The organism is Synechococcus sp. KORDI-49 (genome assembly GCF_000737575.1).
Taxonomy (GTDB): Bacteria; Cyanobacteriota; Cyanobacteriia; order PCC-6307; family Cyanobiaceae; genus Parasynechococcus.
In genome coordinates this window covers 1892910-1916717 of the sequence record NZ_CP006270.1, presented here as the reverse complement: position 1 = coordinate 1916717, position 23808 = coordinate 1892910, and the positions used below count along the sequence as shown (strand labels likewise).

The 23808-nt window shown below is 64.4% G+C and carries 26 protein-coding genes, 2 tRNA genes and 1 pseudogene; 18 read left to right on the top strand and 11 right to left on the bottom strand.

Translation table 11 applies throughout. From position 1 onward, the window contains the following. Nucleotides 1–49: 49 nt before the first annotated feature. The 4 genes from KR49_RS09670 to KR49_RS09655 all read left to right on the top strand — a co-directional run bounded on the left by KR49_RS09670 (nucleotide 50) and on the right by KR49_RS09655 (nucleotide 2690). A tRNA-Ala gene (locus KR49_RS09670) sits at nucleotides 50–122 on the top strand. A gap of 207 nt (nucleotides 123–329) precedes the next feature. Continuing rightward, nucleotides 330–530 (top strand): hypothetical protein, encoded by a 201-nt coding sequence (locus KR49_RS09665; protein ID WP_028953540.1) that lies wholly within the window; start codon nucleotides 330–332, stop codon nucleotides 528–530. Between the two features lie 227 nt (nucleotides 531–757). Further along, on the top strand, nucleotides 758–1099 hold the full coding sequence (locus KR49_RS09660; RefSeq protein WP_043694679.1) for a DUF565 domain-containing protein: 342 nt from the start codon (nucleotides 758–760) through the stop codon (nucleotides 1097–1099). A gap of 73 nt (nucleotides 1100–1172) precedes the next feature. Then, nucleotides 1173–2690, top strand: a complete 1518-nt coding sequence (locus tag KR49_RS09655; RefSeq protein ID WP_043694675.1) for an NAD(P)/FAD-dependent oxidoreductase — start codon at nucleotides 1173–1175, stop codon at nucleotides 2688–2690. Here KR49_RS09655 and KR49_RS09650 read toward each other — a convergent pair. Both KR49_RS09650 and KR49_RS09645 read right to left on the bottom strand, forming a co-directional pair. Further along, complete coding sequence (locus KR49_RS09650) at nucleotides 2630–3679, bottom strand: aspartate carbamoyltransferase catalytic subunit (protein WP_043694672.1); 1050 nt, start codon at nucleotides 3677–3679, stop codon at nucleotides 2630–2632. The two genes, KR49_RS09655 and KR49_RS09650, sit on opposite strands and share 61 nt — an antisense overlap. After that, complete coding sequence (locus tag KR49_RS09645) at nucleotides 3676–4287, bottom strand: DNA-3-methyladenine glycosylase (RefSeq protein ID WP_043694669.1); 612 nt, start codon at nucleotides 4285–4287, stop codon at nucleotides 3676–3678. The genes KR49_RS09650 and KR49_RS09645 overlap by 4 nt, the downstream gene beginning before the upstream one ends. Nucleotides 4288–4346: 59 nt before the next feature. Between KR49_RS09645 and KR49_RS09640 the strand changes: the two genes are divergently transcribed. Genes KR49_RS09640 through gatC form a run of 4 tightly spaced genes read left to right on the top strand, consistent with a single transcriptional unit; the run spans nucleotide 4347 to nucleotide 6344 of the window. Further along, entirely contained in the window at nucleotides 4347–5066 is a 720-nt protein-coding gene (locus KR49_RS09640; RefSeq protein WP_084188023.1) for a queuosine precursor transporter, read from the top strand. Further along, nucleotides 5060–5263 carry a hypothetical protein gene (locus KR49_RS09635; protein WP_043694665.1) on the top strand — a complete coding sequence of 68 codons (204 nt, stop codon included), beginning with the start codon at nucleotides 5060–5062 and terminating at the stop codon, nucleotides 5261–5263. The genes KR49_RS09640 and KR49_RS09635 overlap by 7 nt, the downstream gene beginning before the upstream one ends. Nucleotides 5264–5265: 2 nt before the next feature. Further along, nucleotides 5266–6054: a creatininase family protein gene (locus KR49_RS09630; protein WP_043694661.1), complete on the top strand. Its 789-nt coding sequence runs from the start codon at nucleotides 5266–5268 to the stop codon at nucleotides 6052–6054. Further along, nucleotides 6051–6344, top strand: a complete 294-nt coding sequence (gene gatC / locus KR49_RS09625; protein ID WP_043694658.1) for an Asp-tRNA(Asn)/Glu-tRNA(Gln) amidotransferase subunit GatC — start codon at nucleotides 6051–6053, stop codon at nucleotides 6342–6344. Before KR49_RS09630 ends, gatC begins: the two co-directional genes overlap by 4 nt. On the opposite strand, the gene crtR is transcribed toward gatC, so the two are convergent. Beyond that, a complete protein-coding gene (gene crtR, locus KR49_RS09620; protein WP_043694653.1) occupies nucleotides 6345–7376 on the bottom strand; it encodes a beta-carotene hydroxylase in 1032 nt (343 codons plus the stop codon). A gap of 54 nt (nucleotides 7377–7430) precedes the next feature. Then, nucleotides 7431–7512 (bottom strand) — tRNA-Leu (locus tag KR49_RS09615). A 54-nt stretch (nucleotides 7513–7566) separates the two neighbouring features. Between KR49_RS09615 and KR49_RS09610 the strand changes: the two genes are divergently transcribed. Next, nucleotides 7567–8049, top strand: coding sequence for a Ycf66 family protein (locus KR49_RS09610; protein ID WP_043694650.1), 483 nt, complete (start codon nucleotides 7567–7569; stop codon nucleotides 8047–8049). A 27-nt stretch (nucleotides 8050–8076) separates the two neighbouring features. Beyond that, a complete protein-coding gene (gene ileS / locus KR49_RS09605; RefSeq protein WP_043694646.1) occupies nucleotides 8077–10998 on the top strand; it encodes an isoleucine--tRNA ligase in 2922 nt (973 codons plus the stop codon). Here ileS and KR49_RS09600 read toward each other — a convergent pair. Together KR49_RS09600 and KR49_RS09595 are read right to left on the bottom strand one after the other, a co-directional pair. Next, entirely contained in the window at nucleotides 10983–11276 is a 294-nt protein-coding gene (locus KR49_RS09600) for a hypothetical protein (protein WP_043694644.1), read from the bottom strand. The genes ileS and KR49_RS09600 overlap by 16 nt on opposite strands. 3 nt (nucleotides 11277–11279) lie before the next feature. Further along, nucleotides 11280–11891, bottom strand: a complete 612-nt coding sequence (locus KR49_RS09595) for a DUF3177 family protein (RefSeq protein ID WP_043694641.1) — start codon at nucleotides 11889–11891, stop codon at nucleotides 11280–11282. A 68-nt stretch (nucleotides 11892–11959) separates the two neighbouring features. Here KR49_RS09595 and KR49_RS09590 point away from each other — a divergent pair, with 68 nt between their 5' ends. From KR49_RS09590 to KR49_RS09575, 4 genes are read left to right on the top strand one after another with little or no spacing between them, the layout of a single operon-like run. Beyond that, complete coding sequence (locus KR49_RS09590) at nucleotides 11960–13237, top strand: FIST N-terminal domain-containing protein (RefSeq protein WP_043694638.1); 1278 nt, start codon at nucleotides 11960–11962, stop codon at nucleotides 13235–13237. Between the two features lie 12 nt (nucleotides 13238–13249). Continuing rightward, nucleotides 13250–13960, top strand: a complete 711-nt coding sequence (gene trmB, locus KR49_RS09585) for a tRNA (guanosine(46)-N7)-methyltransferase TrmB (RefSeq protein ID WP_043694635.1) — start codon at nucleotides 13250–13252, stop codon at nucleotides 13958–13960. Nucleotides 13961–13963: 3 nt separating this feature from the next. After that, nucleotides 13964–15247: an IctB family putative bicarbonate transporter gene (locus KR49_RS09580; RefSeq protein ID WP_043694632.1), complete on the top strand. Its 1284-nt coding sequence runs from the start codon at nucleotides 13964–13966 to the stop codon at nucleotides 15245–15247. Beyond that, nucleotides 15247–16179, top strand: coding sequence for a BadF/BadG/BcrA/BcrD ATPase family protein (locus tag KR49_RS09575; protein ID WP_084188139.1), 933 nt, complete (start codon nucleotides 15247–15249; stop codon nucleotides 16177–16179). Before KR49_RS09580 ends, KR49_RS09575 begins: the two co-directional genes overlap by 1 nt. Here the strand turns inward: KR49_RS09575 and glmM are convergent. Next, nucleotides 16166–17560, bottom strand: a complete 1395-nt coding sequence (gene glmM / locus KR49_RS09570; protein ID WP_043694628.1) for a phosphoglucosamine mutase — start codon at nucleotides 17558–17560, stop codon at nucleotides 16166–16168. The two genes, KR49_RS09575 and glmM, sit on opposite strands and share 14 nt — an antisense overlap. Nucleotides 17561–17637: 77 nt before the next feature. After that, nucleotides 17638–17829 (bottom strand): hypothetical protein, encoded by a 192-nt coding sequence (locus tag KR49_RS09565; RefSeq protein ID WP_043694625.1) that lies wholly within the window; start codon nucleotides 17827–17829, stop codon nucleotides 17638–17640. Between the two features lie 117 nt (nucleotides 17830–17946). On the opposite strand from KR49_RS09565, the pseudogene KR49_RS09560 reads away from it, so the two are divergent. Further along, nucleotides 17947–19722: pseudogene (locus KR49_RS09560) on the top strand (transglycosylase SLT domain-containing protein); the annotation flags it as partial. A gap of 138 nt (nucleotides 19723–19860) precedes the next feature. On the opposite strand, the gene KR49_RS14425 reads toward KR49_RS09560, so the two are convergent. Then, a complete protein-coding gene (locus KR49_RS14425) occupies nucleotides 19861–20364 on the bottom strand; it encodes a hypothetical protein (RefSeq protein WP_043694622.1) in 504 nt (167 codons plus the stop codon). 62 nt (nucleotides 20365–20426) lie between these two features. Here KR49_RS14425 and KR49_RS09550 point away from each other — a divergent pair, with 62 nt between their 5' ends. Further along, nucleotides 20427–20972 carry a thioredoxin domain-containing protein gene (locus KR49_RS09550; protein WP_043694618.1) on the top strand — a complete coding sequence of 182 codons (546 nt, stop codon included), beginning with the start codon at nucleotides 20427–20429 and terminating at the stop codon, nucleotides 20970–20972. Between the two features lie 59 nt (nucleotides 20973–21031). Further along, nucleotides 21032–21754: an FAD-dependent thymidylate synthase gene (thyX, locus tag KR49_RS09545; protein ID WP_043694615.1), complete on the top strand. Its 723-nt coding sequence runs from the start codon at nucleotides 21032–21034 to the stop codon at nucleotides 21752–21754. Here thyX and dcd read toward each other — a convergent pair. Further along, nucleotides 21751–22344: a dCTP deaminase gene (dcd, locus tag KR49_RS09540; RefSeq protein ID WP_043694612.1), complete on the bottom strand. Its 594-nt coding sequence runs from the start codon at nucleotides 22342–22344 to the stop codon at nucleotides 21751–21753. The genes thyX and dcd overlap by 4 nt on opposite strands. Next, nucleotides 22344–22943 (bottom strand): cob(I)yrinic acid a,c-diamide adenosyltransferase, encoded by a 600-nt coding sequence (locus tag KR49_RS09535; RefSeq protein WP_043694608.1) that lies wholly within the window; start codon nucleotides 22941–22943, stop codon nucleotides 22344–22346. Before KR49_RS09535 ends, dcd begins: the two co-directional genes overlap by 1 nt. A gap of 108 nt (nucleotides 22944–23051) precedes the next feature. Here KR49_RS09535 and rph point away from each other — a divergent pair, with 108 nt between their 5' ends. Then, the gene (rph, locus tag KR49_RS09530) at nucleotides 23052–23786 is read left to right on the top strand and encodes a ribonuclease PH (protein ID WP_043694605.1); all 735 of its coding nucleotides are present in this window, start codon (nucleotides 23052–23054) and stop codon (nucleotides 23784–23786) included. Nucleotides 23787–23808 lie beyond the last annotated feature (22 nt).

The following is a 23808-nucleotide window of genomic DNA, read 5'->3' as shown; positions in this document are numbered from 1 at the left end:
AGCTCATCGCCAAGTGTGGCCCAGAGTCCTGCGGCTAGCTTGACGTGGCGGGGAATTAGCTCAGTTGGTAGAGCGCTGCGATCGCACCGCAGAGGTCAGGGGTTCGAATCCCCTATTCTCCACTGCGGTTTTCCACACCTGCTGGAGAAGTCGGCGCCCCCTGGTGCTGACGGGGGTGTCGACACTCGTTCTGATCAGCGTTCTGGTGCGTCCTGTGGCACTGATCACCTATGCACTGTTGGCCTTTGCCGCGGGGATCAGTCAGGCGGATCAGAGCCGCCCTTGACACACAATGCGGTAAAAGGGAAGAGTGAAATTTCCTGTTGTCGATGTCGCAGTCGAAGCGTGAGCAGGTCGTCAGCCACCTGCGTTACATCCGTCAGGAGCTCCGTGAGATGCATCAGGGCGTCATGGAGGACGGTCTGCTTCCGGAAGCAGGCGAAGTCCGAGGGGTGATGGCCCAGATGGAGGCCCTTCTGGAGCTGCTCGAAGGCAAGTCATCCCGCAAGGCCAAGGCGGAGAGCAGCTGAGCCCTGACAGGCGGCTTGCCAAACCAATGCGGACAAGCTTTGCTGCGCCAGTCCCCATCACCCGGCTCGGGATCCTCCCGGGCTTTTTTATTGGAATCCCCTATCAGTAGCGGATGATGCCGGCACAAACCCTATCTGTGGTGTAGACAGAGTTCGGCAGGGTCCGCTGGTCGGGTGATGGGGATCACCGGAATCCATCCCTGCCTCTTTTCCAGCACTCCGAGACGATGATCTCCCGTCTCCAGTCCACTCGGCTCCAATCCAACCTCGGCCAGGCCAACCGTCGCCTGGAGCGTTGGGCGGGCAACCCCTGGCGGCGTCTGTCACTCCGGTTGATCGGCCTCCTGATCGGCTTCCTGTTGGGAACAGCCATCACCACGGTGTCCGGCGCGCTTGGTCAGATCGACCCGGTTGCGGCACTGCTGGTGGTGATCGGCACCGAATTCACCGTGCGTCTGCGACGACCGGCCCAGCCCGGAGAACGCTCTCCAGTGCTGTTCCAGATCCTGGACATGAGCCGGATCGGCCTGCTTTACGGCCTGTTCCTCGAGGCCTTCAAGCTGATCTGAACGAGGTGGTTCGCCGACACCGACAAAACAGGACACGCTTCATAGCCTTCGGATAAATCTGTTCGGAAGCCTCATGGCCGGCGATCATTTTTTCCTGGAGCTGGAGCCCCCAGAAGAACGCCTCCGTCATGCCCCCCATGTGGTGATCGTGGGCGGCGGCTTTGCCGGGGTGCACGCCTGCAAGGCTCTGGCCAAGGCCGATGTGCGCATCACCCTGATCGACAAGCGCAACTTCAACCTGTTCCAACCCCTGCTCTATCAGGTGTCCACCGGGCTCGTCTCCCGCGGTGACATCGCCACCCCACTGAGAGAACTGGTCGGCAAGCAGCGCAACGTTCAGGTGCTCCTCGGGGAGGTGACCAACGTCTACCCGGAAGGCAAGCAGATCGTCTTCAACGGCAAGGCCTACAGCTACGACCACCTTGTGCTGGCCACCGGTTCCGGCAGCACCTTCTTCGGTCACGACGAATGGCGCACCTTCGCGCCGCCGATGAAGATCCTCGAACACGCCGAGGAAATCCGTCGACGGCTTCTGATGGCCATGGAACAGGCGGAACAGACCCCGGATCCCGATGCGCGTCAGTTCCTGCAGACCGTGGTGATCGTCGGGGCCGGTCCCAGCGGCTGCGAAATGGCCGGTGCGGTCTCAGAGTTGATGAAGTGGGCTCTCAAGAACGCTTTCAAACAGCTCGATCCGAAGAAGACCCGGATCGTTCTGGTCGATCCCGGCGACCGGGTTCTGAGGGCCATGCCAGAGATGCTGTCGGAGGCAGCGCTGCGATCGCTCAAGAACGACGGCATCGAGTTCCTGCCCAAGGGCCGTGTGCAGACCATGCGCCCGGGCGAGCTGATCGTGGGCACCCCGAACGGTGATGTCCGCATCCAGGCCGCAACCGTGATCTGGACCGCGGGGGTGCGCGCATCCCACCTCGGCAAGAAACTCGCCGAAGCCACCGGCTGCGAAGTGGACCGGGGCGGACGGGTGATCGTTCAGCACGATTTCTCAATCCCGGACCATCCCGAGATCCGTGTCGCGGGTGACCTCAGCAGCTACAGCCACACCACCGACGGCAAGCCTCTGCCCGGCATGGCGTCTCCCGCCAAACAGGCCGGCACCTACATCGGCAGGGATATCGCCGCGATCGTCGCCGAAAGACCCAGACCGACCTTTCAGTACTTCGATTTCGGCAGCATGGCCGTGCTCGACCGAGCCAGTGCAGTCGCTGATCTTCGGGGCCTGCGCTTCGCCGACGGCATCGGCTGGATCCTCTGGGCGTTCGTGCACCTGGTGCTGATCCCCGAATGGGAGAACCGCATCTCCCTGTCGATCAAATGGATCTTCGCCCTGCTCACCCAGCAGCGCGCTTCCATCCTGCTCACCGGCATGCCCAGCCAGCACATGGCCCTCGATGCCGTGGACGCCCACTTCCCGATGCAGGCCGGTGAAGGGGTGTCGATCGCCGAGCCGGATGCCGCTCTCAAGGCGGCCATGGACTACTACTCCCACCAGATGACGGGGCATCCACAGACTCAGGAGCTGATGGACACCAGTGAAGGTTCTGATGCCGATTCGGCAGCGGCCATCAAGTAGAGGAGAGCCATGCGGATCGGCACGCCGTTCCGCACCTGTTCCTCAACCCGACACAGCGCCGGATCATCCAGCAGAGCGCCGGTCATCTCCACACCCCGGTTGACCGGCCCGGGATGCAGCACCGGCACGGTCTGTCCGCACTGGGACAACCTCTCGTGGCTGAGGCCGTAATCGCGGTGATAGCGCTCAAGGGTGGTGAGCAGCTGTTGGCCCATGCGCTCCTTCTGGAGGCGCAGCGTCATCACGGCATCCACCCCCTCGAGAGCCCGTTCCAGACGACGTTCCACCCGGATGCTGCCCCGCTGGGGAACAGGGTCCACGCTCTGACCCGGTGGCGGAGCCTTCACGAAATCCGCAAAGGCATCCGGCAACAGGCTGGCCGGGCCGCAGAGCACCACATCCGCGCCGCAGGCGGTGAGAGCCCAGAGGTTGGAGCGGGCCACCCTCGAATGGAGGATGTCTCCGACGATCAGGATTCGCTTGCCCTGCAGCGCTTCAGGCATGGGGTGCCTGGGATCGAAGTGGCGCGCCAGGGTGTAGAGGTCGAGCAGCCCCTGGCTTGGATGGCTGTGCAGACCATCACCACCGTTGAGCACAACGGTGCGTTCACCGGCCAGCTCGAGATCCCTGGCGAGCTGCCTCGGCACCCCGGTCGAGCGATGGCGCACCACAAGAACATCCGCCCCCATCGCCACATAGGTCCGCGCCGTGTCCAGCACGCTCTCTCCCTTGCTGAGGGAACTGCTGGAAGGCGAGAAGCTCTGCACATCCGCTGAAAGCCGCTTGGCGGCCAGCTCAAAGCTGCTGCGGGTCCGCGTGCTCGGTTCGAAGAACAAGGTGGCCACGAGGCGTCCCTGAAGGGCCGGCAGGCGACGCGCACCGGTGACCGGCAGCGATCGAAAGCGATGGGCCAGTTCCAGCACAGCCGCGTAGTCCTCCCGTGAGAACGCCGCCAGATCAAGGATGTGTCGATGGTGCCAACCGCTCATCGGCCGTACTCCTCATCGGGGAACCAGGCCAGGCCCCTCGCTGGTGTGCGATCTCCCTTGGCCCGGCGACTGACGCTTCGACTGGCCTGCAGATACCAGCGCAGCGGCAGCTGCTCGCCCTGAGAGATGCCGATGCGCGTTGTGGTCACAAGGGTCGGACTGGCGAGGGATGCCGGCCGCTGGGCCAGCCACACGTCATGTTGTCCGGTCACCGGCCGGCTGTCATGACCACGGTCGATGCCGAAGCGGCGGGCCAGCAGACCAGGCCCCGCGGCAACCCGTTCCGGCTCCCCGGGAACCGCCACGGCGCGGAGGAGCACCCCATTGGCCCAGTCCTGGCGGTCCGTGACCACATTCACGCAGTGATGAATGCCGTAGCTCACATACACATAGAAGCGTCCAGGCGCTCCGAACAGCGTTTCGTTCTGGGGTGAGCGTCGTCGATGGCCATGACAGGCGGGTTCGTCCTGCGAATACGCCTCCGTTTCGACAATCACCCCCCAGAGCAGCTCGCCATTGGGCAGACGTTTCACCAGACGGCAACCGATCAGCTCCGGCCCCACCTCTTGAGCAGGACGGGCAAAGAACGCAAGGGGAATCGCATGCATGCGGATGACAGGCCGACGACACAGAGTCAGGGTGGTGACGACCCCACCGGGACGCCGCCATGAGCAGCAGCCTCCAGGCCCGCCGTGACGGGGTGTTCCTGGTGCTGGCGGGGTTGTTCCTCGGAACGCTCGGCATGCTCAACATCCTGGGGCTGACGCGATTTCTGCAGTTCGGCAGCATCGGCAACTGGCCGATCGTTGTGGCCGTCGGCGCCCTGCCGTACCCGATCACCTTTCTCTGCACCGATCTGATCAGTGAGCTCTGGGGGGAGCAGAAAGCGAATCAGGTGGTGTGGGTGGGTCTGCTTCTCAATGGCTGGGTGCTGCTGATCCTGTGGCTGGGTGGACTGCTGCCGGCGATGCCGGGCACATCCGAGACGACCTTCCGCACCATCCAGGCCCTGAGCTTCGGATCCATCGGAGCCTCGATGGTGGCCTATCTCACCGCCCAGTTCGTGGATGTGCGGCTGTTTCACTTCTGGAAGCAACTCACAAACGGCCGAGCCCTCTGGTTGCGGAACAACGGCTCCACCCTGGTGAGCCAGCTGGTGGACACCAGCGCTGTGGTGTTGATCAGCCACTACGGAGCTCACGTGCTGCCGGTGCGTCCCGGAGAGCCTGTGTTGCCGCAGCTGGGCAGCTTCATCGCCAGCGGCTACCTGTTCAAACTGCTGGCTGCCTTGGCCGACACCCTGCCGTTCATCTGGTTGACGGGGTGGCTGCGGCGCTGGCTGGAGGTACCCGGCGACGGGCGTGAACTGACCGCGGACCAATGCTGAACGCTGCAGCGAAGCGCCGTTGCCGCCAAGCTGATGCCATTGCACCGATCGCCATGGACATCGCGCTTTCCGGCTTCAACCTGGGCACTGTGCTGTTGGGCAGTGTGGTTCTGTTCCCGCTCGCAACCCTGTTCTTCGGAACCCGTGGCGGCTACTACAACACCGACCAGTACGACGGCAACGGCACCGCCCACTGAGCATGACTGCAAGCCTGCCCGGCACCGCCCAGACCACCGAATCGATCCGTCTTGCCCTGCGCAGCTGGCCCGAGGTGGAGAGCTATCTGCAGACCTGCAAGGGGGTGATCATCCCGCTGGGGTCCACCGAACAACACGGCCCCACCGGTGCGATCGGCACCGATGCGCTCACGGCCGAAGCGATCGCCCTGGAGGTGGGCCGCCGCACGGGAGTGCTGGTGACACCGGCCCAGGCTTTCGGGATGGCTGAGCACCATCTCGGCTTCGCCGGAACGATGAGTCTCCAACCGGCCACGCTTCTCGCGGTGATGCAGGATCTGGTGCTCTCGCTGGCGCGGCACGGCTTCGAAAGGGTGTTCGTGATCAACGGCCATGGCGGCAACATCGCCACCACAAAGGCCGCTTTCGCTCAGGCCCACGGCACGGCCGCCAGCCGGGACCTGCCGGTGGCTCCGAAACTGCGCTGTCGTCTGTCCAACTGGTTCATGGCAGGACCGGTGATGCGACAGGCCCGCGAGCTCTACGGCAACAAGGAGGGACATCACGCCACCCCAAGCGAGATCGCCGTCACGCTCGCTGTGGAGCCCAGCCTGCAGAGCAAGCAGCGCGATCTCCCGGACCCGGCCCCCGCCGGACCGATCCACAGCCCGGAGGATTTCCGCCGCAGGCATCCGGACGGACGCATGGGGTCCCACCCCTTCCTGGCCACTCCAGACCATGGGGTCGCCCTGCTGGAGACAGCCGCTTCGGCATTGAGCGAGGATCTGCGCAGTTTCCTGAGCGAGGCATGAGCCGGATCTCCGCCGACGACGTGCGCAAGGTGGCCAAGCTGGCGCGCCTCGACCTTCCTGACGAGAAAGTCGCCACGTACACCACTCAGCTTGAATCAATCCTCGAGTACGTCAGTCAGCTCGAGAGCATCGACACCGAAGGCGTTCCCGAAACCACACGTGCGGTGGAGGTCACCAACGTGACGCGTGAAGACAGGGTCACACCAACTCCTGTGCGGGATGAGATTCTCAATCAGGCCCCCCAGCGCGAGGGAGATTTCTTCCGGGTTCCGAGAATTCTGGCTGAATGATCAGTGACCGAGCGGACGTCTCGGCTCCGTCTTGATCGCTATGGAGTCGACGAATTCCAACCATCGTCTCTGAATCGCACCTGTCGGCATGAATCTGGCAACCCGTCGCATTTTTCCGCGGCGAGACTTGTGACTGCGGACGCCGACAAGAATGTCGTAGAGAAAGTTGTAGCCATCGCGGCGGGTTTCGAAGATACCGAGACGCTGCGGTGACCCTTTGGAATCCAGAAGCGGTTTGGTGGCCTCGTAGGCGGGCTTGTATTCAAACCAGGGAATCGAAGGCCAGAGGTGATGAACGAGGTGATAGTTCTGGCCCATGATCAGCCAGTTCATCACGCGCCCTGGATAGATCCGGGCGTTGGTCCATCGGTTGCGGGAGGTGAATGGCCGGTGTGGAAGGTAGTCAAAGAAGAGTCCGAGGGTGACTCCGACCATGAGAGCCGGTGCGAACCAGCAGTTGAAGATGAACGGAAGGAAATCAAATCGTGCGGCAGCGATCACGATCACAGCGAAGACGCTGCGCTCGAATCCCCACTGCAGCAGTTCCCAGCGTTTCCAGAGACGACGCTGAAAGAAAAACCACTCGTGATAGAAAAATCTTGGAGCAATCAGCCAGAGGGGGCCGAAGGTGCTCACGATGTGATCCGGATCGTTCTTGGGATCATTGACGTGGGAATGGTGTTCCAGGTGGACCCTGGTGAACACCGGGAAGCTGAACCCGAGCAGAAGGGCCGAACCGTGGCCCATCGCCTGATTGACCCACCGGTTGGGATGCGCTGCGTTGTGGCAGGCGTCATGAATCACCGTCCCTTCGAGGTGCAGGGCGAGAAACCCTGTGCAGAGGAGAACGGGCAGAGGCAGTCCGCCGACGAACCATCCCCAGATGGTGAACATCGCCAGGAGATAACCACCCAGAAACAACGCCACGGTGGGATTCCACACGGATGGGGGATCAACGAACTCCCGCGGAACCGATCGATACCCCGACCGGACCTGACGGAACTGCTGTCGATGAGCCGGGCTCTGGTTCATCCGGAGATCTGGCACCAAAGCTGAAACGGTCCGCAACCAAGGTAGGGAAAGGAATGCCCACCGGGGGACTTGAACCCCCACGACCTGGGCCACTGGTACCTAAAACCAGCGCGTCTACCAATTCCGCCAGGTGGGCCTGACCCGACTCTAGAGAGCGATCCACAATGAAGGCATCGACCTGGCGTGACCGATGCTTGCGACCCTCAGTGGCGATGTCTGTCTGCTGTTCGGTCTTGCCCTGCTGCTGCTGCCACTCCTGGCGGTGGAACTGAGCCGACCCCGGGATGGGGTGTGGGGGGCTGTGATCCTGCTGCTGGGTCTGGTGCTGGTGACCAGCAGCGACCGGTTGCGCGGCGCCCCGATGCTGGCGGTGCTCTGCGGTGGCCTCCTGGTCAGCCGCCTCAGTGCGGAAGTGGGGCAAAGCCGCTGGCGGGCCCTGAGTGCTGAAGAGCAGGAGCGCCTGAGTTCCCCGGACCACTGGCTGGCAGGACTGCAACAACTGGGCGCCGCCTTCGGCAGCCTCGGCGAAGGGCTGGGAGGCCTGGCCAGGCAACTGAAACCCAGCGGCAAGTCCGGCGTGTCCGGGAAGCGATGGATCCGTGCCGATGGCGACCCGGCGACCCCTGAGCCGGATACCGAGCCCAGCTCAGCACCCGACGATGCCGAGGGCTGATAATCCCCACTGGAGCTGGAAATTCCCGTGAGCAAGGAGTCGCGCGACGCCGCCGAGGGACGTCCCTCCTACAAGGACACGCTCAACCTGCTGCAGACCGGGTTCGGCATGCGTGCCAATGCCATTCAGCGAGAACCGGAGCTGCAGGGGTTCTGGGCCGAACAGGGAATTGATCTGAGCCTCGGTCTGGAGAACAGCGGTGCGGTGTTCACCCTGCACGACGGACCTCCTTACGCCAATGGCGCCCTGCACATGGGCCATGCCTTGAACAAGGTGCTCAAGGACGTCATCAACAAGTATCAGGTTCTGCGCGGACGCCGGGTTCGCTTCGTGCCGGGCTGGGACTGCCACGGTCTGCCGATCGAGCTGAAGGTTCTGCAGTCGATGGATCAAGAGCAGCGCCAGGCCCTGACACCGATCAAGTTGCGCAAGAAAGCCGCGGCCTATGCCCGCAAGCAGGTCGAAGGCCAGATGAAGGGGTTCCAGCGCTGGGGAATCTGGGCCGACTGGGATCATCCCTACCTGACGCTGCAGAAGGAGTACGAGGCCGCCCAGATCCGGGTGTTCGGCGAGATGGTTCTCAAGGGCCACATCTACCGAGGGCTCAAGCCGGTGCACTGGAGTCCAAGTTCACGCACGGCCCTGGCCGAAGCCGAGCTGGAGTATCCCGACGGTCACACCAGCCCCAGCGTCTTCGTCGCTTTCCCGGCCGTGCAACTGCCGACTGCTCTGCGGGAGGCCATCAACGCCGAGGGCATCAGCCTGCCCGACGACGACACCAGCCTCGGGAACGCCCTTCAGGTCGCGATCTGGACCACCACCCCCTGGACCCTGCCGGCCAACCTGGCGGTCTCGGTGAACGAACGGCTCGATTACGCCCTCGCCGACGACGGCACCGGCCGGATGCTGCTGGTGGCTTCGGATCTGATCGAACCACTCACGGCCACCCTGGGACTGCCCCTCAGCCGCAAGCTGACGGTGAAGGGAGCCCTGCTGGCAGGACTGATGTATCGCCATCCCTTGCTGGACCGCACCAGTCCGGTGGTGATCGGGGGTGAGTACATCACCACGGAATCCGGAACGGGTCTGGTGCACACGGCTCCAGGCCATGGCGTCGACGACTTCCACACCGGCCAGAAGAACGGTCTCCCCGTGCTCTGTCCGGTGGATGAAGGCGGCACCCTCACCGCAGAGGCGGGCCCCTTTGCTGGGCTGAACGTTCTCAGGGACGCCAACCCGGCGATCATCGAAGCCCTGGATGCCGCTGGAGCGCTGCTGAAGCAGGAGGCCTACGGCCACCGCTATCCCTACGACTGGCGCACCAAGAAACCAACGATCTTCCGGGCCACGGAGCAGTGGTTCGCCTCAGTGGACGGCTTCCGCCAGCAGGCTCTGGACGCCATCGATGACGTGCAGTGGACCCCCGCATCGGGACGCAACCGCATCGAGGCGATGGTGAAGGAACGGGGCGACTGGTGCATCTCGCGCCAGCGCACCTGGGGCGTGCCGATCCCGGTCTTCTACCACCGCAGCAGCGGAGAGGTGCTGCTCAACGCCGACACCCTCTCTCACATCGAGAGCCTGATCGGCGAGCACGGCGCCGACGTCTGGTGGGAAAAAGACGAAGCCGATCTGCTGCCTCCGGCCTATGCCGACCAGGCCGACCAGTGGCGCAAAGGCACCGACACCATGGATGTCTGGTTCGATTCCGGCTCGAGCTGGGCCGCCGTCTCCAGCCAGAGAGACAACCTCAGCTATCCCGCCGACCTCTATCTCGAAGGCACCGACCAGCACCGCGGCTGGTTCCAGAGCTCCCTGCTCACCTCCGTGGCCGTCAACGGTCATGCCCCTTACAAGCGGGTGCTCACCCATGGCTTCGCTCTGGATGAAAAGGGGCGAAAGATGAGCAAATCGCTCGGCAATGTGGTCGACCCGATGGTGATCATCGAGGGCGGCAAGAACCAGAAACAGGAGCCTGCCTACGGCGCCGATGTGCTGCGGCTGTGGGTGAGCTCAGTCGACTACTCCGCCGATGTGCCCATCGGAGCCGGCATCCTGCGGCAGCTGGCCGACGTCTACCGCAAGGTGCGCAACACCAGCCGTTATCTGCTGGGCAACCTGCACGATTTCGATCCGGCAAGCGACGCCATCCCCGTGGCAGACCTGCCCCTGCTCGATCGCTGGATGCTGCAGCGCAGCGCCGAGGTGATGGATGAGATCACCGCAGCCTTCGAGAGCTTCGAATTCTTCCGGTTCTTCCAGCTGCTGCAGAACTTCTGCGTCACCGACCTCTCGAACTTCTACCTCGACATCGCCAAGGACAGGCTGTATGTCAGCGCCCCGGCCGACCGGCGCCGGCGCAGCTGTCAGACCGTGATGGCGTTGATCATCGAACGACTGGCCGGTCTGATCGCCCCGGTGCTCTGCCACATGGCGGAAGACATCTGGCAGAACCTGCCGTATCCGGTGGAGGAGAACTCGGTGTTTCTCCGGGGCTGGCCGGACGTTCCGCAGGAGTGGCGCGACCTGAGCGTGGTGGAGCCGGTCCAGCAGTTGAGGGAGCTGAGAACCGCAGTGAACAGGGTGCTGGAAGACTGCCGCAGCCGGCAGGAACTGGGCGCTTCCCTGGAAGCAGCCGTGCGCATCGAAGCCCGAAGCCCCGGACTCCAGTCGGCTCTCAGCTGGCTCGACAGGCAGGGAGATGTGCACGTGGATGGTCTGCGCGACTGGCTGCTGGTCTCCCAGCTGCAGCTGGGGGGTGAACCCTGGGCCGAGCTGCTGGCCAGTCAGGACGACCCGATCGCCCTGATCGAGGTGTCACGGGCGCGCGGCACCAAGTGTGAACGCTGCTGGCACTACGAAGGGGATGTCGGAAGGCATCCCGAGCATCCCCACCTCTGCGGCCGCTGCGTGGAGGTTCTGGAGCGGCGGACTCACCAGCTGGCCTGAGCCAGCAGATCCTCCGGAGATATCCCTCCGACGAGCAGCGTCTCGCTGGAGGGATTCAGGGGTCCTTGCAGCAGGTCCGCCCGATCAAGCCGTGTTCCTTCCGGCAACACGGAGGTGTCGGGGTCAAAGGCCGTGGGGTGGGTAGTGCTGCTGCTGAAGCCGCGAAAGATCAGCAGTTCAAGGGGCTCGTCCCCCACCGATCCCAGCAGACGCACGACACGGTCGGGGTGGTTTCGGCTGCGCTCCTCGATCGCACGAACCAGCATCTCAACCGTCATCGCTCAGAAGCCCCCCGCCACCCGCCCCTGGCGGGGCAGACGGACCAGCAGCCACTGCAGCAGACCGGCCAGGTACGCCACCAGCGCCACGTACCCGATGAAGGCAGCCACCGCCTCGGTCCACTGCCCCCCGAACACGAAGTCGAACACGGTCTCCACCACGCTGTGAACCCCCTTTGGAGCCTCTTGCCAGGCCAGACAATCAGCGCTTCCGCCCTGCTGCATGCACCCCAGTGCGGTCGTGGTCATCGCGACACTCACGATGGCAAATCCACTCAGGGCCCAGCGCCAGAGTCGCACCGTCAGAGGCAGAGGACGCCAGAGGGGAAGATCCTCCAGTTCTTCGTTGAGATCCACCCAGAACCAGACGGAGACGGCCATCAGCAGGGGAGCGATCACAGCCGTGAGGTATCCCAGGGGCCGCTGATCCGTCAGCAGCAGCATGCTGATCCCCATCAGGCTGGCCACTTTCCAGTACAGAGTCAGCAACCGCACAAGGGATGCTTCGCGCCGCAGAGCGGACCAGACCAGCAGCACCAGAGGCAACCCGAGCGCGAACGTGGCCGCAAGGCGGTAGGTGAGCCACACCAGCGTTCGATAGGACAGCTCGTTCACTGCGCGGAGTCGAAGTCGCGTCATTATCGATGGCCCTACCGACCATCAGGGTTGATAGGGTCCGGTCCATGGCGACGTTCTCACCCCTCGACTGGTTCCGGGCTGCCTCCGCCAAGCCCACCTGCCGAACAGCTCTGTCCAACAGAGCTTCGCTCGATGAGGCCGTTCAGGACGTCACTGACCAGCTCGGCCGTCGGGGTGATGCGGATCTGGCACTTGTCTTCGCGTCGGTCGGCTACGCCAGCGACCTGCCGCGACTTCTCCCGATGCTGCGCAGCCGTCTGAAGGCGCGTCTCTGGATTGGATGCGCCGGTGGGGGTGTGATCGGAACGACCGCGGGCGGAACCGCGTCGGAACTGGAACAGACCGCCGCTCTGAGCGTGACGCTGCTCGGCCTGCCAGGAGTCGAGCTGCAGGCCTCTGCACTGACGACCGACAATCTCCCTGATCTGGATGGTTCCGCCCAGTCGTGGCAGGAATGGACCGGAATCGAGCCAACGCGCTGCCGCAGCCAGATCGTGCTGATCGATCCCACCAGCACAAACATCAACGACCTGATCAGCGGACTGGATTACGCCTACCCCGCCGCCGGCAAGATCGGCGGCATCGCCTGCCCCCACAACGCTCCTCACGGATCACTGTTTCTCAACGATCAGGTGTTGACGGGAGCTGTGGTCTGTTCGATCGGTGGCGACTGGATGCTGGACACCGTGGTGGCCCAGGGATGCCGACCGATCGGGCCCGTGTTCGCGATCGAACAGGTTCAGCGCAACGTGCTGCTTGAACTCAGTCACGGTGAGCGGCGGGGAAGTCCGGTGGCCTGTCTTCAGGAGGTTCTGGCGGATCTCACCGATCAGGAGCGCGATCTCGTCCGTCACTCGCTGTTTCTGGGTATCGAGAGGCGTGATCTGCAGCTGATGGCCGATGGCACGCGCCGGGACGGAGGTGCCTTCCTGGTGCGCAACCTGATCGGTGTCGATCCCAGCAACGGAGCCGTGGCTGTGGCCGACAAGGTGAGACCGGGGCAAAACGTGCAGTTTCAGCTGCGGGAAGCGGAGGCCTCGAGACAGGATGCGCTGATGCTGCTGCGCGAGGCCGCCGGCCAGGATCGCGAGGGGACTCAGGCCCACTTCGGTCTGTTGATGGCCTGCCTGGGTCGAGGCAAGGGGTTGTTCGGGGAAGCCGATGGAGATGTGTCTCTGGCCAGAACGGTGATGCCCGGGCTGCCTGTGGCAGGTGCCTTCTGCAATGGAGAGATCGGCCCTGTGGCCGGAGCCACGCATCTGCATGGCTACACCGCCTGCTGGGGACTGCTGCGACAGATCCCCTCCCCGACTGACGACTGACCCTCTGAACCGTTGCGCCAGCACGTCAATCCCCTCAGCCGCTTTTTCCAGCTGCCGCTGCAGCTGCCTCCGCCGCAGGAGCTGTTCCGCAATCCGGACCTGCCGATCCATCTCGACATCGGCTGCGCGCGGGGTCGCTGCCTGCTGGGGTTAGCGGAGCTGAAGCCCGACTGGAATCATCTGGGTGTGGAGATCCGCCGCCCCCTTGTGGTCTCTGCCGATCGCGACGCGATGGCCAGCGAGCACGGCAACGTGCGCGTGCTGTTCTGCAATGCCAACATCAGCCTCGAGGCGTGGATGGCGGCGCTGCCGGACGATCGCCTCCAACGGGTATCCATCCAGTTTCCCGATCCCTGGTTCAAGCGACGCCACCGCAAGCGTCGTGTCCTGCAGCCCGCCTTGCTGCTCGCCATGGCGGCAGCCCTGCAACCCGGCCGAGAGCTGTTCCTGCAGAGCGACGTGCTGGCCGTGATCGAACCGATGGTGGCCCTGACAGAACTCTGCGGCTGTTTTGAGCGTCCGGAGCAGGACCAGCGCCCCTGGCGAAAGGACAACCCATTGCCGGTGCCTACGGAACGGGAGCGCTACGTGCTCGCGCAGGCGATGCCGGTGTATCGGGTGCTGTACCGACGCAACAAAGACCCCTTACCCGATCGCGATGTGCTGGAAAGCCGCTGGCAGGAGATTGATAATCCCGCGGAAGACGCCGGCATGGCCCCCTGAACGATGGCTGAACCGCTGTTGCTGCGCTGGCAGGGTCTGCTCCGTCCGGCAGACCTCGTTCTGCTGCGGCTGGAATGGCTGAGCGGCGGTGTGCTGGTGCTGCTGCTCACGGGCCTGCCCCTGTTCACGCGAGGGGGCCTGTCCATGGTGATCGCTGCCGTGGCGCTGCTCTGGCTGTTGTGGTCTCTCTGCAGCCCGCCGGAGGAGATCGGAGCCATCAGTGGCTGGCTGCTGCTGATTCTCGGGATCGCCGTTCTGACCACGGGGTTCTCACCCGTCCCCATGGCCGCGGCGAAGGGATTGCTGAAACTGCTCAGCTACCTGAGCGTCTATGCCCTGATCCGCAAACTGCTTGCATGCAATCCCTCCTGGTGGGATCGCCTGCTGGCGGGACTGCTCAGTGGTGGATTGCTGAGCAGTGTCTTGGCCTTGAGGCAGCTGTATGCCTCCACCGAGGAACTGGCCCGCTGGGCGGATCCGAACTCGATCAGCACTGGAACCATCCGGATCTACGGCCCACTCGGCAATCCGAACCTGCTGGCGGGGTATCTGCTGCCCCTGCTGCCCCTGGCAGCTGTCGCCCTGTTGCGCTGGAAGGGAATCGGCAGCCGACTGTTCGCCGGCACAACGCTGATTCTCGGGGTGGCCGCGACCGTCTGGACCTACAGCCGGGGCGGTTGGATCGGCATGCTCGCCGGGCTGGCGACGTTGATGCTTCTGCTGATCCTTCGCACCACACGCCACTGGCCACCCATCTGGCGCCGCCTCCTCCCCCTCGCCGTGCTGTTGCTGGCTGCAGCCCTGCTGACCGTGGCCGCCACCAAGCTCGAGCCGATCCGAACCAGGGTCGCCAGCCTTCTGGCCGGTCGCGGAGACAGCTCCAACAACTTCCGGATCAACGTCTGGCTGGCGGCGATCGACATGATCCAGGATCGACCCTGGCTGGGAATCGGTCCGGGGAATGCAGCCTTCAACAGCGTCTACCCGCTGTATCAGCAGCCGAAATTCAACGCCCTGAGCGCCTATTCGGTGCCGCTTGAGCTGCTGGTGGAGATGGGCCTGCCGGGATTGATCGCCGGACTCGGACTGCTCTGGAGCGCACTGCAACGCGGGCTCCGAGGTCTGACCCTGCCGCAACCGGCTGCCGGTGCCGCTCTGGCCAGCCTGGCCGCCATCACCGGACTGCTCACCCAGGGAATCACCGACACGATCTTCTTCCGTCCTGAGGTGCAGCTGATCGGATGGTTCTGCCTGGCCACCCTGGCCGCCCAACCGAGCGAAGCATGATGCTGTTTGCAGGATTCGACGCCGGACAGACCCGAACCCGCTGCCGGATCAGCCGCTGGACAGCTGACGGCTGGATGACCGTTTGCGAAGGCCAGGGTTCCGGCGTGTGTCACCTTGACGCCCCCGACGGTGCCGCCCGTTTCCGGGCGGCCGTGGGCAGCAGTCTCAAGGCCGCGCTTGGCCAGAGGGATGCGCTGGAGCTCGATGCCGCCGTGATCGGTGCCAGTGGGATCGAGCAGGGAACGGAGCTTCAGCACCGGGCCGGCGACCTAGTCGCACAGGAGCTGTTGATGCCACCAGACCATGTGCTGGCGACAGGTGATGAGCGCACGGCGTTGCACGGGGCCTTCCCGGACAGTCCGGGAATCGTGCTGATCAGTGGCACCGGCATGATCTGCATCGGACGCAATGCCAGGGGAGAGGAAGCTCGCAGCGGTGGCTGGGGTTGGCTGCTGGATGGTGCCGGGGCCGCCTTTGATCTCGGCCATCAGGGTCTGCAGCTCAGCCTTCGCATGGCGGACGGCCGTCTGCCGGACCACCCCTTGCGGCAGCGGCTCTGGAAAGCCATGCACTGCCACAGCAGTGCCCAGGTCAAAGCCATGGTGGTGAATCCGGATTTCGGGGCTGCCGGCTTTGCCGCTCTGGCTCCTCTGGTGGTGACAGCAGCCGAGGAAGGACTCGTGGAGGCATCCCACATCCTGCGACGCTCGGCTCATGCCCTCACCGAGTGCGTCATCACGGTTGGAGGCCGACTCGAGCTTGCCGCTCCCCAGCTCGCCGCCCGTGGGGGTGCAATCGAGCATCTGCAGGGCTATCGCCGGATGATCGAGGAAGTCCTGAGCCATCAACTTCCTCAGGCTCGATGGAGTGCTGCCTCCGGAGACGCCTGCGATGGAGCCCTGACCCTGGCCCGCGACCTCAGGCAGCGTTGAGATGCCGATCCGCGACGGCAGCCAGATGGGTCGTCCAGGATTCGACCATCCGCTGATCGGCAGCCTCCACCATCACCCTCAGCACCGGTTCCGTTCCACTGGCACGCACCAGCACTCGCCCCTCGTCTCCCATGGCCTCCTCCGCAGAGCGGACCGCATCACTCAAGGGAGGGCAACTGGCCCAGCCCTTGCGACGGCTGCGATCCGGAACCCGCACATTCACCAATTTCTGCGGGAAGGCCTGGAAGCTCCGATCCAGCCAGTCGCAAAGACTGATCCCCTGGGCGTGACAGAGCGTGGCCAACTGCAGGGCCGTCAGCACACCATCCCCGCAGAGCCCATGGGATGCCGAGAGGATATGGCCGGATTGCTCTCCGCCAAGGGCTGCACCACTGGCGACCATCGCAGCGTGCACGTGCTGATCACCCACGGGAGTGCGATCCAGCAGACCTCCGCGTTGCTGCCACGCCCGCTCGAAACCGAGGTTGGACATCACCGTCGCCACGAGACGCTGATCAGGGAGCGTCTGCTGCTGCTGAAGCACTGAGCCCCAGAGAAACAACACGTGATCACCGTCCACGACGCGGCCGCGGCCGTCCACCGCCAGCATCCGATCGGCATCTCCATCGAACGCAAAGCCCATCGCAGCACCCCGTTCGACCACTGCCTGCCGCAGAGGATCGAGTTGGGTTGATCCGCAGGCGACGTTGATGCGAGCTCCGTCGGGCTTGCCGTGCAGAACCGTCAGATCAGCTCCGAGGGCCTCGAACACGTCGGCCCCACAGGCCGTCGCAGAACCCCAGCAGAGATCAAGAACGATCGGCACACCATCGAGCCGTTTTGGACCCACCGAGGCCAGCAGAGCTTCGCTGTAGGAGCTGAGCAGATCGGAACGCTGATGCGCCGCACCGCAGCGGGACCCATCGGAGTCACCCACCTCTGCTTCACCGCGGAGACCGGCTTCGATGCGGGCCTGAAGATCACTCCCCAGCTTGGCGCCATCCGCACCGAAGGCCTTGATGCCGTTGTCCTCCGGGGGATTGTGACTGGCAGAAACCATCAGACCGCCGGCAGCGCCGACCTGACCGATCAGCAATGGCACGGCCGGCGTGGCACAGAGGCCCAGGCTCCACACCTCCCGACCAGCCGCTGTGAGACCGGCCGTCAGAGCCGAAGCCACCATCGAGCCACTGCTGCGCGAGTCCATCCCGATCAGCACAGGCCCTGGCTGGGACAGTGCTCGCCCGAACCAGTAGCCCACCTGCAGGCACAACGCCGGGGTGAGCACCGAGCCAGCCCGGCCTCGAATCCCATCCGTCCCGAACCCGGGAACCGAAGAACCCAGTGAGGGTCCAATGGGCGGGACAGCGGCTTGAGCCATGAGTCTCAATCGTGGCCTTCAGGCTACGGGCGTTGTTTCAGGGGACCGGTCGTCCGGGGACAGGTGCAGCTCCGCCCTCAACGCCAGCGATGCGGCCTCCAGATGAGCACGATCAACTCGATGCCCGCCCAGGCGAACATCAAGGCCAGCACCCATCCCGGCAGCATCTGAAGCGGCCAGAGCCAACGGAGGGCCCAGATCGTCGTGGCGATCAGCAGCACCAGCAGCGTGCGCCAGCGCTGTCGGCGTCCCGGTCGTGAGGAAGGCATCGCCAGTCGCAACCTGGGCCACACAATGGCATCAGATTCTGGGGTGATGTGGCGGCAGGGTCCCGGCTCGGAGCCGCACTGCTCATCGGGACGGCCGCGGCGAGTCTCCTGGCGGTGATGCTTGGTCAGCAGCAGCTGCGCCAGCACAGGCATCGGCTCGACCCAACGGCAACGGATGCGGAGCTGTGGCGCGTCTATCGACGATCGCTCGACCCGGAGCAACGCCGTGAGGCCGCTCTGCTGATGACAGGTCGCAGCGCTGGAGACCTCAACCGGCGCCGACGGCTGCTGCAGGGTCAAGGCTGGGGCACGGCCCCATTGGCAGCCGTGTCTCTGGCCCTGGCGGCGGAAACGGCAGAGCGACTGGGGGCTTCCCAGACGTCTTTGAAGCTGTGGCGGGATCAGATCAGACGCTTCCCGGAACAGGCCTCCTCAGCCTGGGGGCGAAGCCGTCTCGGGGAGGTCGAACCCCTCTTGCAGCAGGAGCTGCTGACAGTCCAACCGCGTCATCCCGCCGCGCTGGCAACGGCCCGGGCACTGGAAGCGGATCCGCTGCATGGCCACCGCGGTGCTCTGCATCTGGCCCGCTGGGGAGTGCAGTGGCCCGGCAGCGCAGCGCGGCTTCGCGCTGCCTGTGATGCCAACGGCACCGGTGCACCGGATCGGGAGCAACGTCAGCTGCTGGCCCGTGGTCTCGCGCAACTGGGAGACGGAACGGCAGGGCTCGCCTGCCTGCAGCAGCAGCCGCCGGCAGCGGGGACCGCTCTGGCCATCGGACGCGCGCTCTTGGCTGGAGGACGTGAACAGCGCTCGGAAGGGGAACAGCTGCTGCTGGATCTCACCCGGCGTTTTCCCATGGACTCCGCCAGTGATGAAGCCGCACGCCTGCTGAGCGAACCACTCCGGCCTGACCCCGACCTGCTGGATGCCCTGCCCGAAAGCCTGCAGAAGCGATCGGCTGCGGTTGCAGCCGCCCGTGTCCGGCTGGCTGCCGGCAGGGGGGGAGCCCAGGTGCTGACACGCTGGCCCGATGATCCGGCGAGCTGGCAGCTGCAATGGGATCTGGCACGAGAGGCCCTGCTCGAGGGCGCATGGAATGACGCCAGAAACTGGTTGACAGCTCTTCCGGACGGAGCGATGCCCGAGCCGCTGGAGGGACGTCGGCTGTTCTGGCATGGACTTGCTGAACAGCGGCTCGGCAATCCAGATGCCGCAAACGGCATCTGGCGCCGGCTCATCGATGGGCAGCGTTCCGGTTACTACCGGTGGCGGGCCAGGGTCCGTCTCGGGGAACAGACAGGCCTGGATCTTGGCGAGGGCTCCAACTCCACCTCGGTTTCGGATGTCTGGACTCCACTGAACAGTGCGGATCCCATGGTCAACAGGCTCTGGCGCCTCGGACTCGTCGATCAGGCCTGGGAGCAGTGGCGCAGCTCAACCGACACCGCCGAGCCGCTGTCCCGGCATGAGCAGCTGGTGGAGGGACGTCTGCGACTGGCGATCGGGAACACCTGGACTGGACTTGAGCGTCTGTGGCGCCTGAGCCTGCGGTGGCATTCCCCGAACTGCTCCCAACGACTGCTGCTGCAACGCCAGCAGCTGCCACGACCGTTCCAGAAGGACTTTCTGGCGGCTTCGGAGCAACACGATGTGGCTCACGATCTGCTGTTGGCCATCAGCAAGCAGGAATCACGCTTCTCCCCTGGAGTGAGCTCCGTCGCCGGGGCGCGGGGCGTGATGCAGCTGATGCCCGCCACGGCCGAGGAGCTCGCAGGCCGGAACCTGAGCGATGCCGACCTCGCCGATCCCAGCCTGAACATCCGCCTCGGCGCGCAGTACCTGCGTCAGCTGATGGAGCGATGGCAAGGCGATCCGATGCTGGTGGTCGCCAGCTACAACGCAGGTCCCGGCGCCGTCAGTGACTGGCAACCACAGACCCTGGCTGAAGACCCGGAGCTCTGGGTGGAACGGATTCCATACCCTGAGACCCGGTACTACACCAAAAAGGTTCTGGACAATCTGCTCGGGTACTTAGAGCGGGACCGCCGCTTCTGTGAGGAGCGTGCCGGCCGGATTGGGCAGGGCACAACCGAGCCCGATCCCCGAGAGCAGAACAGCCGTGAAGCCGATGATGGTGAGCAGGGGCGGCGGAACGATGCCGATCCTGATCAGATCCAGCCGCGCGAGCAGAACGGCTGAAGCCAGGATCATCACGTCGGTCAGACGGTGCAGCCGCATCACGTACAGCCCCAGCACGATCACCATCAGCAGCGTGACCACGAGGCTGATCACGCGGCTGGACGCCATCAGCATCGACACCTGACGCATCAGCAGATCAGGGATCGTGAAGACGACCACCACGGCGATGACCTGAATCAGCTGGATCAGCCAGAACACACTCACGCTGATCGACTGGTTCTGGGCGTAGATGCTCTGATTGACGGTCCAGTGGTTGCCCATCACCAGCGCCACAAGGAAGAGCCCCCCCAGCAGTGGAGCCCGGAAGGGCAGCGTGAACAGGCTCAGGATCGGCATGGCCAAACGCTAGCCACAGCCTTCGGAGAGCCCTGTCAGAGTGCACCTGAACGGAGTCCGTCATGTCTGCCAGCCCACCACCAGCCAGCCTGGGAGCGTTCCAGAAAGGCCTGCTGCTGGCGGTGGCCTTCGCGCTCGCGCTGGCCCTCCTTGTTCTGCGCGGTGGTCTCCAGAGCGAATCCCCGATGGAGCAGTTGGCACGGCGTTCTCTGGATCCTGATGTCGCGCTCAGCAATGGCCAGCCGACGCTGATCGAGTTCTATGCCGACTGGTGCCAGGCCTGCCGGGAGATGGCTCCGGCGATGCTGAGCCTGGAGCAATCCACGCGGGATCGCCTCGACGTGGTGCTGGTGAATGTCGACAATCCCCGTTGGCTCGATCTGGTGGACCGGTACGAGGTCAACGGCATCCCACAGCTGAACCTCTTCGCAGCGGACGGTCAGCCTCGTGGTCGTTCCATCGGCGTGCGGACACCCCAGGAACTCCAGGCGCTTGGTGACGCCCTGATCAACGACACCCCCGTTCCAGCACTTCAGGGAATCGGAAGCACGAGCACCCTTGAGGATCTGGCCAGCACCGACAGAACCGGACCCCGCAGCCACGGTTGACGGGCATGGCCGGGCCATCACCGTCATGATCACAGGACCGAGCTGCTGAACAGCACGCCATGGAGCGTTTCCGAGTCGATCTGATCGCCGCCACGCCGAATCCGCAGCAATGCATCTATGCCGCGATGCATCAGGACTACAGCGAGGGTTTTGTGGCCGCTAATCGGGACAGCTGGCCTGACGAACAACGGGCTGGCGAGATCTGCATCAAACGGCTGCTTGCCGGGGAACGGGGCCATTTCGGTCCGCTCGAACATGCTCAGATCGTTCTGAACGTGGGCTGGTTTCCGCATTCGGTGATGCAACAGGCCCGGACGCATCGGGTGGGCGTCAGTTTCGATGTGCAGTCGATGCGATACACCGGCGAGCGCATCTGCCGGGCTGCGGACGGCGAACTGCCCCTGGAGGAGGTCTTCTACCTGCGACCGGTCGGGGAGTACAGCGACCGACAGGGGAAGAAATACCTCTACAGCCAGGCGGAGCGTGAACTTGATCTCAACCACTGCCAGCAATCAGCCGAGCGTTACAGGGATCTGCTGCGTGCCGGATTTGCGGAGGAACATGCCCGCGGCATCCTTCCCTTCGACTACCGCCAGCATTTCATCGTGAGCTTCAGCCTGAGGGCTTTCCTTCACTTCATGGATCTGCGGGCGAAGCTTGATGCTCAGCTGGAGATCCGCAGACTCTGCGACTTGATGTGGCCGCATCTGGTGGACTGGGCTCCGCAGTTCGCCGAGTGGTACGAGAAGAGCCGGCTGCACAGAGCGCGCCTGGCTCCCTAGATGCGGGCCAGGGTGACACGCTCCGGCTGATGCTGATATTTACCCTGCCGATCGCTGTAGGTCGTGTCGCAGGGGTCCCCCTCAAAGAACAGCAGCTGACAGATGCCTTCATTGGCATAGATACGGCAGTCAGCACCGGAGCTGTTGCTGAACTCAAGCGTCAGATGCCCTTCCCAGCTCGCTTCAGCGGGGGTTGTGTTGACGATGATGCCCAGCCGCGCATAGGTGCTCTTGCCGAGACAGATCACCGTGATGTTGGCGGGCACCCGAAGCTTCTCCAGGGCGACACCGAGGCCGTAGGAATGCGCTGGAAGGATGAAGTAGCCACCGTCCTCGTCCTCATGCAGAGGCGTGGGCTCCAGATTGGCGGGATTGAACCGCTTGGGGTTCATCACCGTTCCGGGCACATGCCGGAAGATCATGAACTCCTGCGGGGAGAGGCGAAGGTCGTAGCCGTAGGAGGAACATCCGAAGCTCAGAACCGGTCGCAGACGTTGCTCCGGATCAAGATGGCGCACCAGACCTGCCTGGAAGGGCTCGAGCATCCCCTTCTGAGCCTGCTCGGTGATCCAGCGATCGTTCTTGAGCATCAGAAACCTCTGCGCAGTTCGGTGACCTGATCCGCCATGGCCATGACGCTGGAAGGAATCGCCGGCCCAGTGATGATCACATCCATGGAGCCTGGACGCTGCTGCAGGCTCGACAGAAGCTCATCTTCCTTCAGGTAGCCGAGCGCTGCCGCGAGACCGACTTCATCCAGCACCAGTTGATCAAGGTCGCCTTCAGCGAGATGGCGCCGGCAGGCCTGCCAGACGGCATCGACGGCATCGGAACCACCAGGCTGATCGGGCTCCGCAAGACACGCCGGAATATCCGGACGCAGCCAGGTGAGCCCGCCGCAGAGCAGCACACAGCCCTCCGGCCCCTGCTTCACCCCCCCCTTGAGGAACTGGGCGATCAGGACGCGGCTGCCGAGCCCTGCCGCCCGCATCGCCTGGCTGAGAACACTGGAAAAACTGCCCCGATAGGAGGCCGTATGCACCTGCAGCTGGCCCTCCGGAGCCACCAGATGCAGCGGCGCGGATGCGGGAAGCGGCGGAAGCGGACGCAGACCGGCCCTCTCCAGCGCATGGCGATCCCCGGTCAGGGCTCCAGAGGATCGATGGCTGGTGGTCAGGCTTGCGGTCATCGCGTCGGGTGTCACCAGGGATACACCCTGCAGACCTCGAATGTAGCGGCGCGATGCGACTCCACAAGGCCATTGACACTACGGATGGTGTGCTGTGAAATCAGGTTCATGGTGGATCCCTCCGAGACCCGAGCCGACGGGCGTCGTCCAGATGCCCTTCGGCCGTTTGAAGTGAGCTGGGATCCGATGGGGTTCGCTCTCAGTTCATTGATCGTGCGCACCGGACGCACGGCAGTTCTGTGCAGCGTCTGCCTCGAAGAGACGGTGCCGCGCTGGCGGAAGGGGAACGGACTGGGCTGGATCAGCGCTGAATACCGGCTCCTGCCCGGCTCCACACCTCAGAGGCAGTCGCGGGAATTGCTCAAGCTCTCCGGCCGCACCCAGGAGATTCAGCGATTGATCGGCCGCAGCCTGCGCGCCGCGGTGGACCTGGAAGCTCTCGGAGAACGCAGCCTGCTAATCGATTGTGATGTGATCCAGGCGGATGCCGGCACCCGAACCGCGTCGGTCACCGGGGCCTGGATGGCTCTGCAGCTGGCCTGTGACCGTCTGATCGCCCAGGGGATCCTGGAGCGCCAGCCGATCCGGAGCCAGGTGGCAGCGGTGTCCGTCGGACTCCTGGAGGGCAAGCCGCTGCTGGATCTGGATTACAGCGAAGACAGCCGAGCTGACGTTGATCTGAATGTGGTCGCCTCAGGCGACGGGAGTCTCCTGGAGATCCAGGGCACGGCCGAAGGAGCTCCGTTCAGCCGCGGGCAGCTGAACGTCCTGCTGGATCTGGCGCAGCCCGGGCTTGACGCCCTTCTGGCCGCCCAGAGCCATGCCCTGAGCAGCCGCAGCTGATTGCGTAATAACGGCTACACAG

What these genes read in the sequence shown, in the direction of transcription:
- KR49_RS09665 (WP_028953540.1), top strand. Translation starts at nt 330, where the DNA reads ATGTCGCAGTCGAAGCGTGAGCAGGTCGTCAGCCACCTGCGTTACATC.
- KR49_RS09660 (WP_043694679.1), top strand. Translation starts at nt 758, where the DNA reads ATGATCTCCCGTCTCCAGTCCACTCGGCTCCAATCCAACCTCGGCCAG.
- KR49_RS09655 (WP_043694675.1), top strand. Translation starts at nt 1,173, where the DNA reads ATGGCCGGCGATCATTTTTTCCTGGAGCTGGAGCCCCCAGAAGAACGC.
- KR49_RS09650 (WP_043694672.1), bottom strand. Translation starts at nt 3,679, where the DNA reads ATGAGCGGTTGGCACCATCGACACATCCTTGATCTGGCGGCGTTCTCA.
- KR49_RS09645 (WP_043694669.1), bottom strand. Translation starts at nt 4,287, where the DNA reads ATGCATGCGATTCCCCTTGCGTTCTTTGCCCGTCCTGCTCAAGAGGTG.
- KR49_RS09640 (WP_084188023.1), top strand. Translation starts at nt 4,347, where the DNA reads ATGAGCAGCAGCCTCCAGGCCCGCCGTGACGGGGTGTTCCTGGTGCTG.
- KR49_RS09635 (WP_043694665.1), top strand. Translation starts at nt 5,060, where the DNA reads ATGCTGAACGCTGCAGCGAAGCGCCGTTGCCGCCAAGCTGATGCCATT.
- KR49_RS09630 (WP_043694661.1), top strand. Translation starts at nt 5,266, where the DNA reads ATGACTGCAAGCCTGCCCGGCACCGCCCAGACCACCGAATCGATCCGT.
- gatC (WP_043694658.1), top strand. Translation starts at nt 6,051, where the DNA reads ATGAGCCGGATCTCCGCCGACGACGTGCGCAAGGTGGCCAAGCTGGCG.
- crtR (WP_043694653.1), bottom strand. Translation starts at nt 7,376, where the DNA reads ATGAACCAGAGCCCGGCTCATCGACAGCAGTTCCGTCAGGTCCGGTCG.
- KR49_RS09610 (WP_043694650.1), top strand. Translation starts at nt 7,567, where the DNA reads ATGCTTGCGACCCTCAGTGGCGATGTCTGTCTGCTGTTCGGTCTTGCC.
- KR49_RS09600 (WP_043694644.1), bottom strand. Translation starts at nt 11,276, where the DNA reads ATGACGGTTGAGATGCTGGTTCGTGCGATCGAGGAGCGCAGCCGAAAC.
- KR49_RS09590 (WP_043694638.1), top strand. Translation starts at nt 11,960, where the DNA reads ATGGCGACGTTCTCACCCCTCGACTGGTTCCGGGCTGCCTCCGCCAAG.
- KR49_RS09580 (WP_043694632.1), top strand. Translation starts at nt 13,964, where the DNA reads ATGGCTGAACCGCTGTTGCTGCGCTGGCAGGGTCTGCTCCGTCCGGCA.
- KR49_RS09575 (WP_084188139.1), top strand. Translation starts at nt 15,247, where the DNA reads ATGCTGTTTGCAGGATTCGACGCCGGACAGACCCGAACCCGCTGCCGG.
- glmM (WP_043694628.1), bottom strand. Translation starts at nt 17,560, where the DNA reads ATGGCTCAAGCCGCTGTCCCGCCCATTGGACCCTCACTGGGTTCTTCG.
- KR49_RS09565 (WP_043694625.1), bottom strand. Translation starts at nt 17,829, where the DNA reads ATGCCTTCCTCACGACCGGGACGCCGACAGCGCTGGCGCACGCTGCTG.
- KR49_RS14425 (WP_043694622.1), bottom strand. Translation starts at nt 20,364, where the DNA reads ATGCCGATCCTGAGCCTGTTCACGCTGCCCTTCCGGGCTCCACTGCTG.
- KR49_RS09550 (WP_043694618.1), top strand. Translation starts at nt 20,427, where the DNA reads ATGTCTGCCAGCCCACCACCAGCCAGCCTGGGAGCGTTCCAGAAAGGC.
- thyX (WP_043694615.1), top strand. Translation starts at nt 21,032, where the DNA reads ATGGAGCGTTTCCGAGTCGATCTGATCGCCGCCACGCCGAATCCGCAG.
- dcd (WP_043694612.1), bottom strand. Translation starts at nt 22,344, where the DNA reads ATGCTCAAGAACGATCGCTGGATCACCGAGCAGGCTCAGAAGGGGATG.
- KR49_RS09535 (WP_043694608.1), bottom strand. Translation starts at nt 22,943, where the DNA reads ATGACCGCAAGCCTGACCACCAGCCATCGATCCTCTGGAGCCCTGACC.
- rph (WP_043694605.1), top strand. Translation starts at nt 23,052, where the DNA reads ATGGTGGATCCCTCCGAGACCCGAGCCGACGGGCGTCGTCCAGATGCC.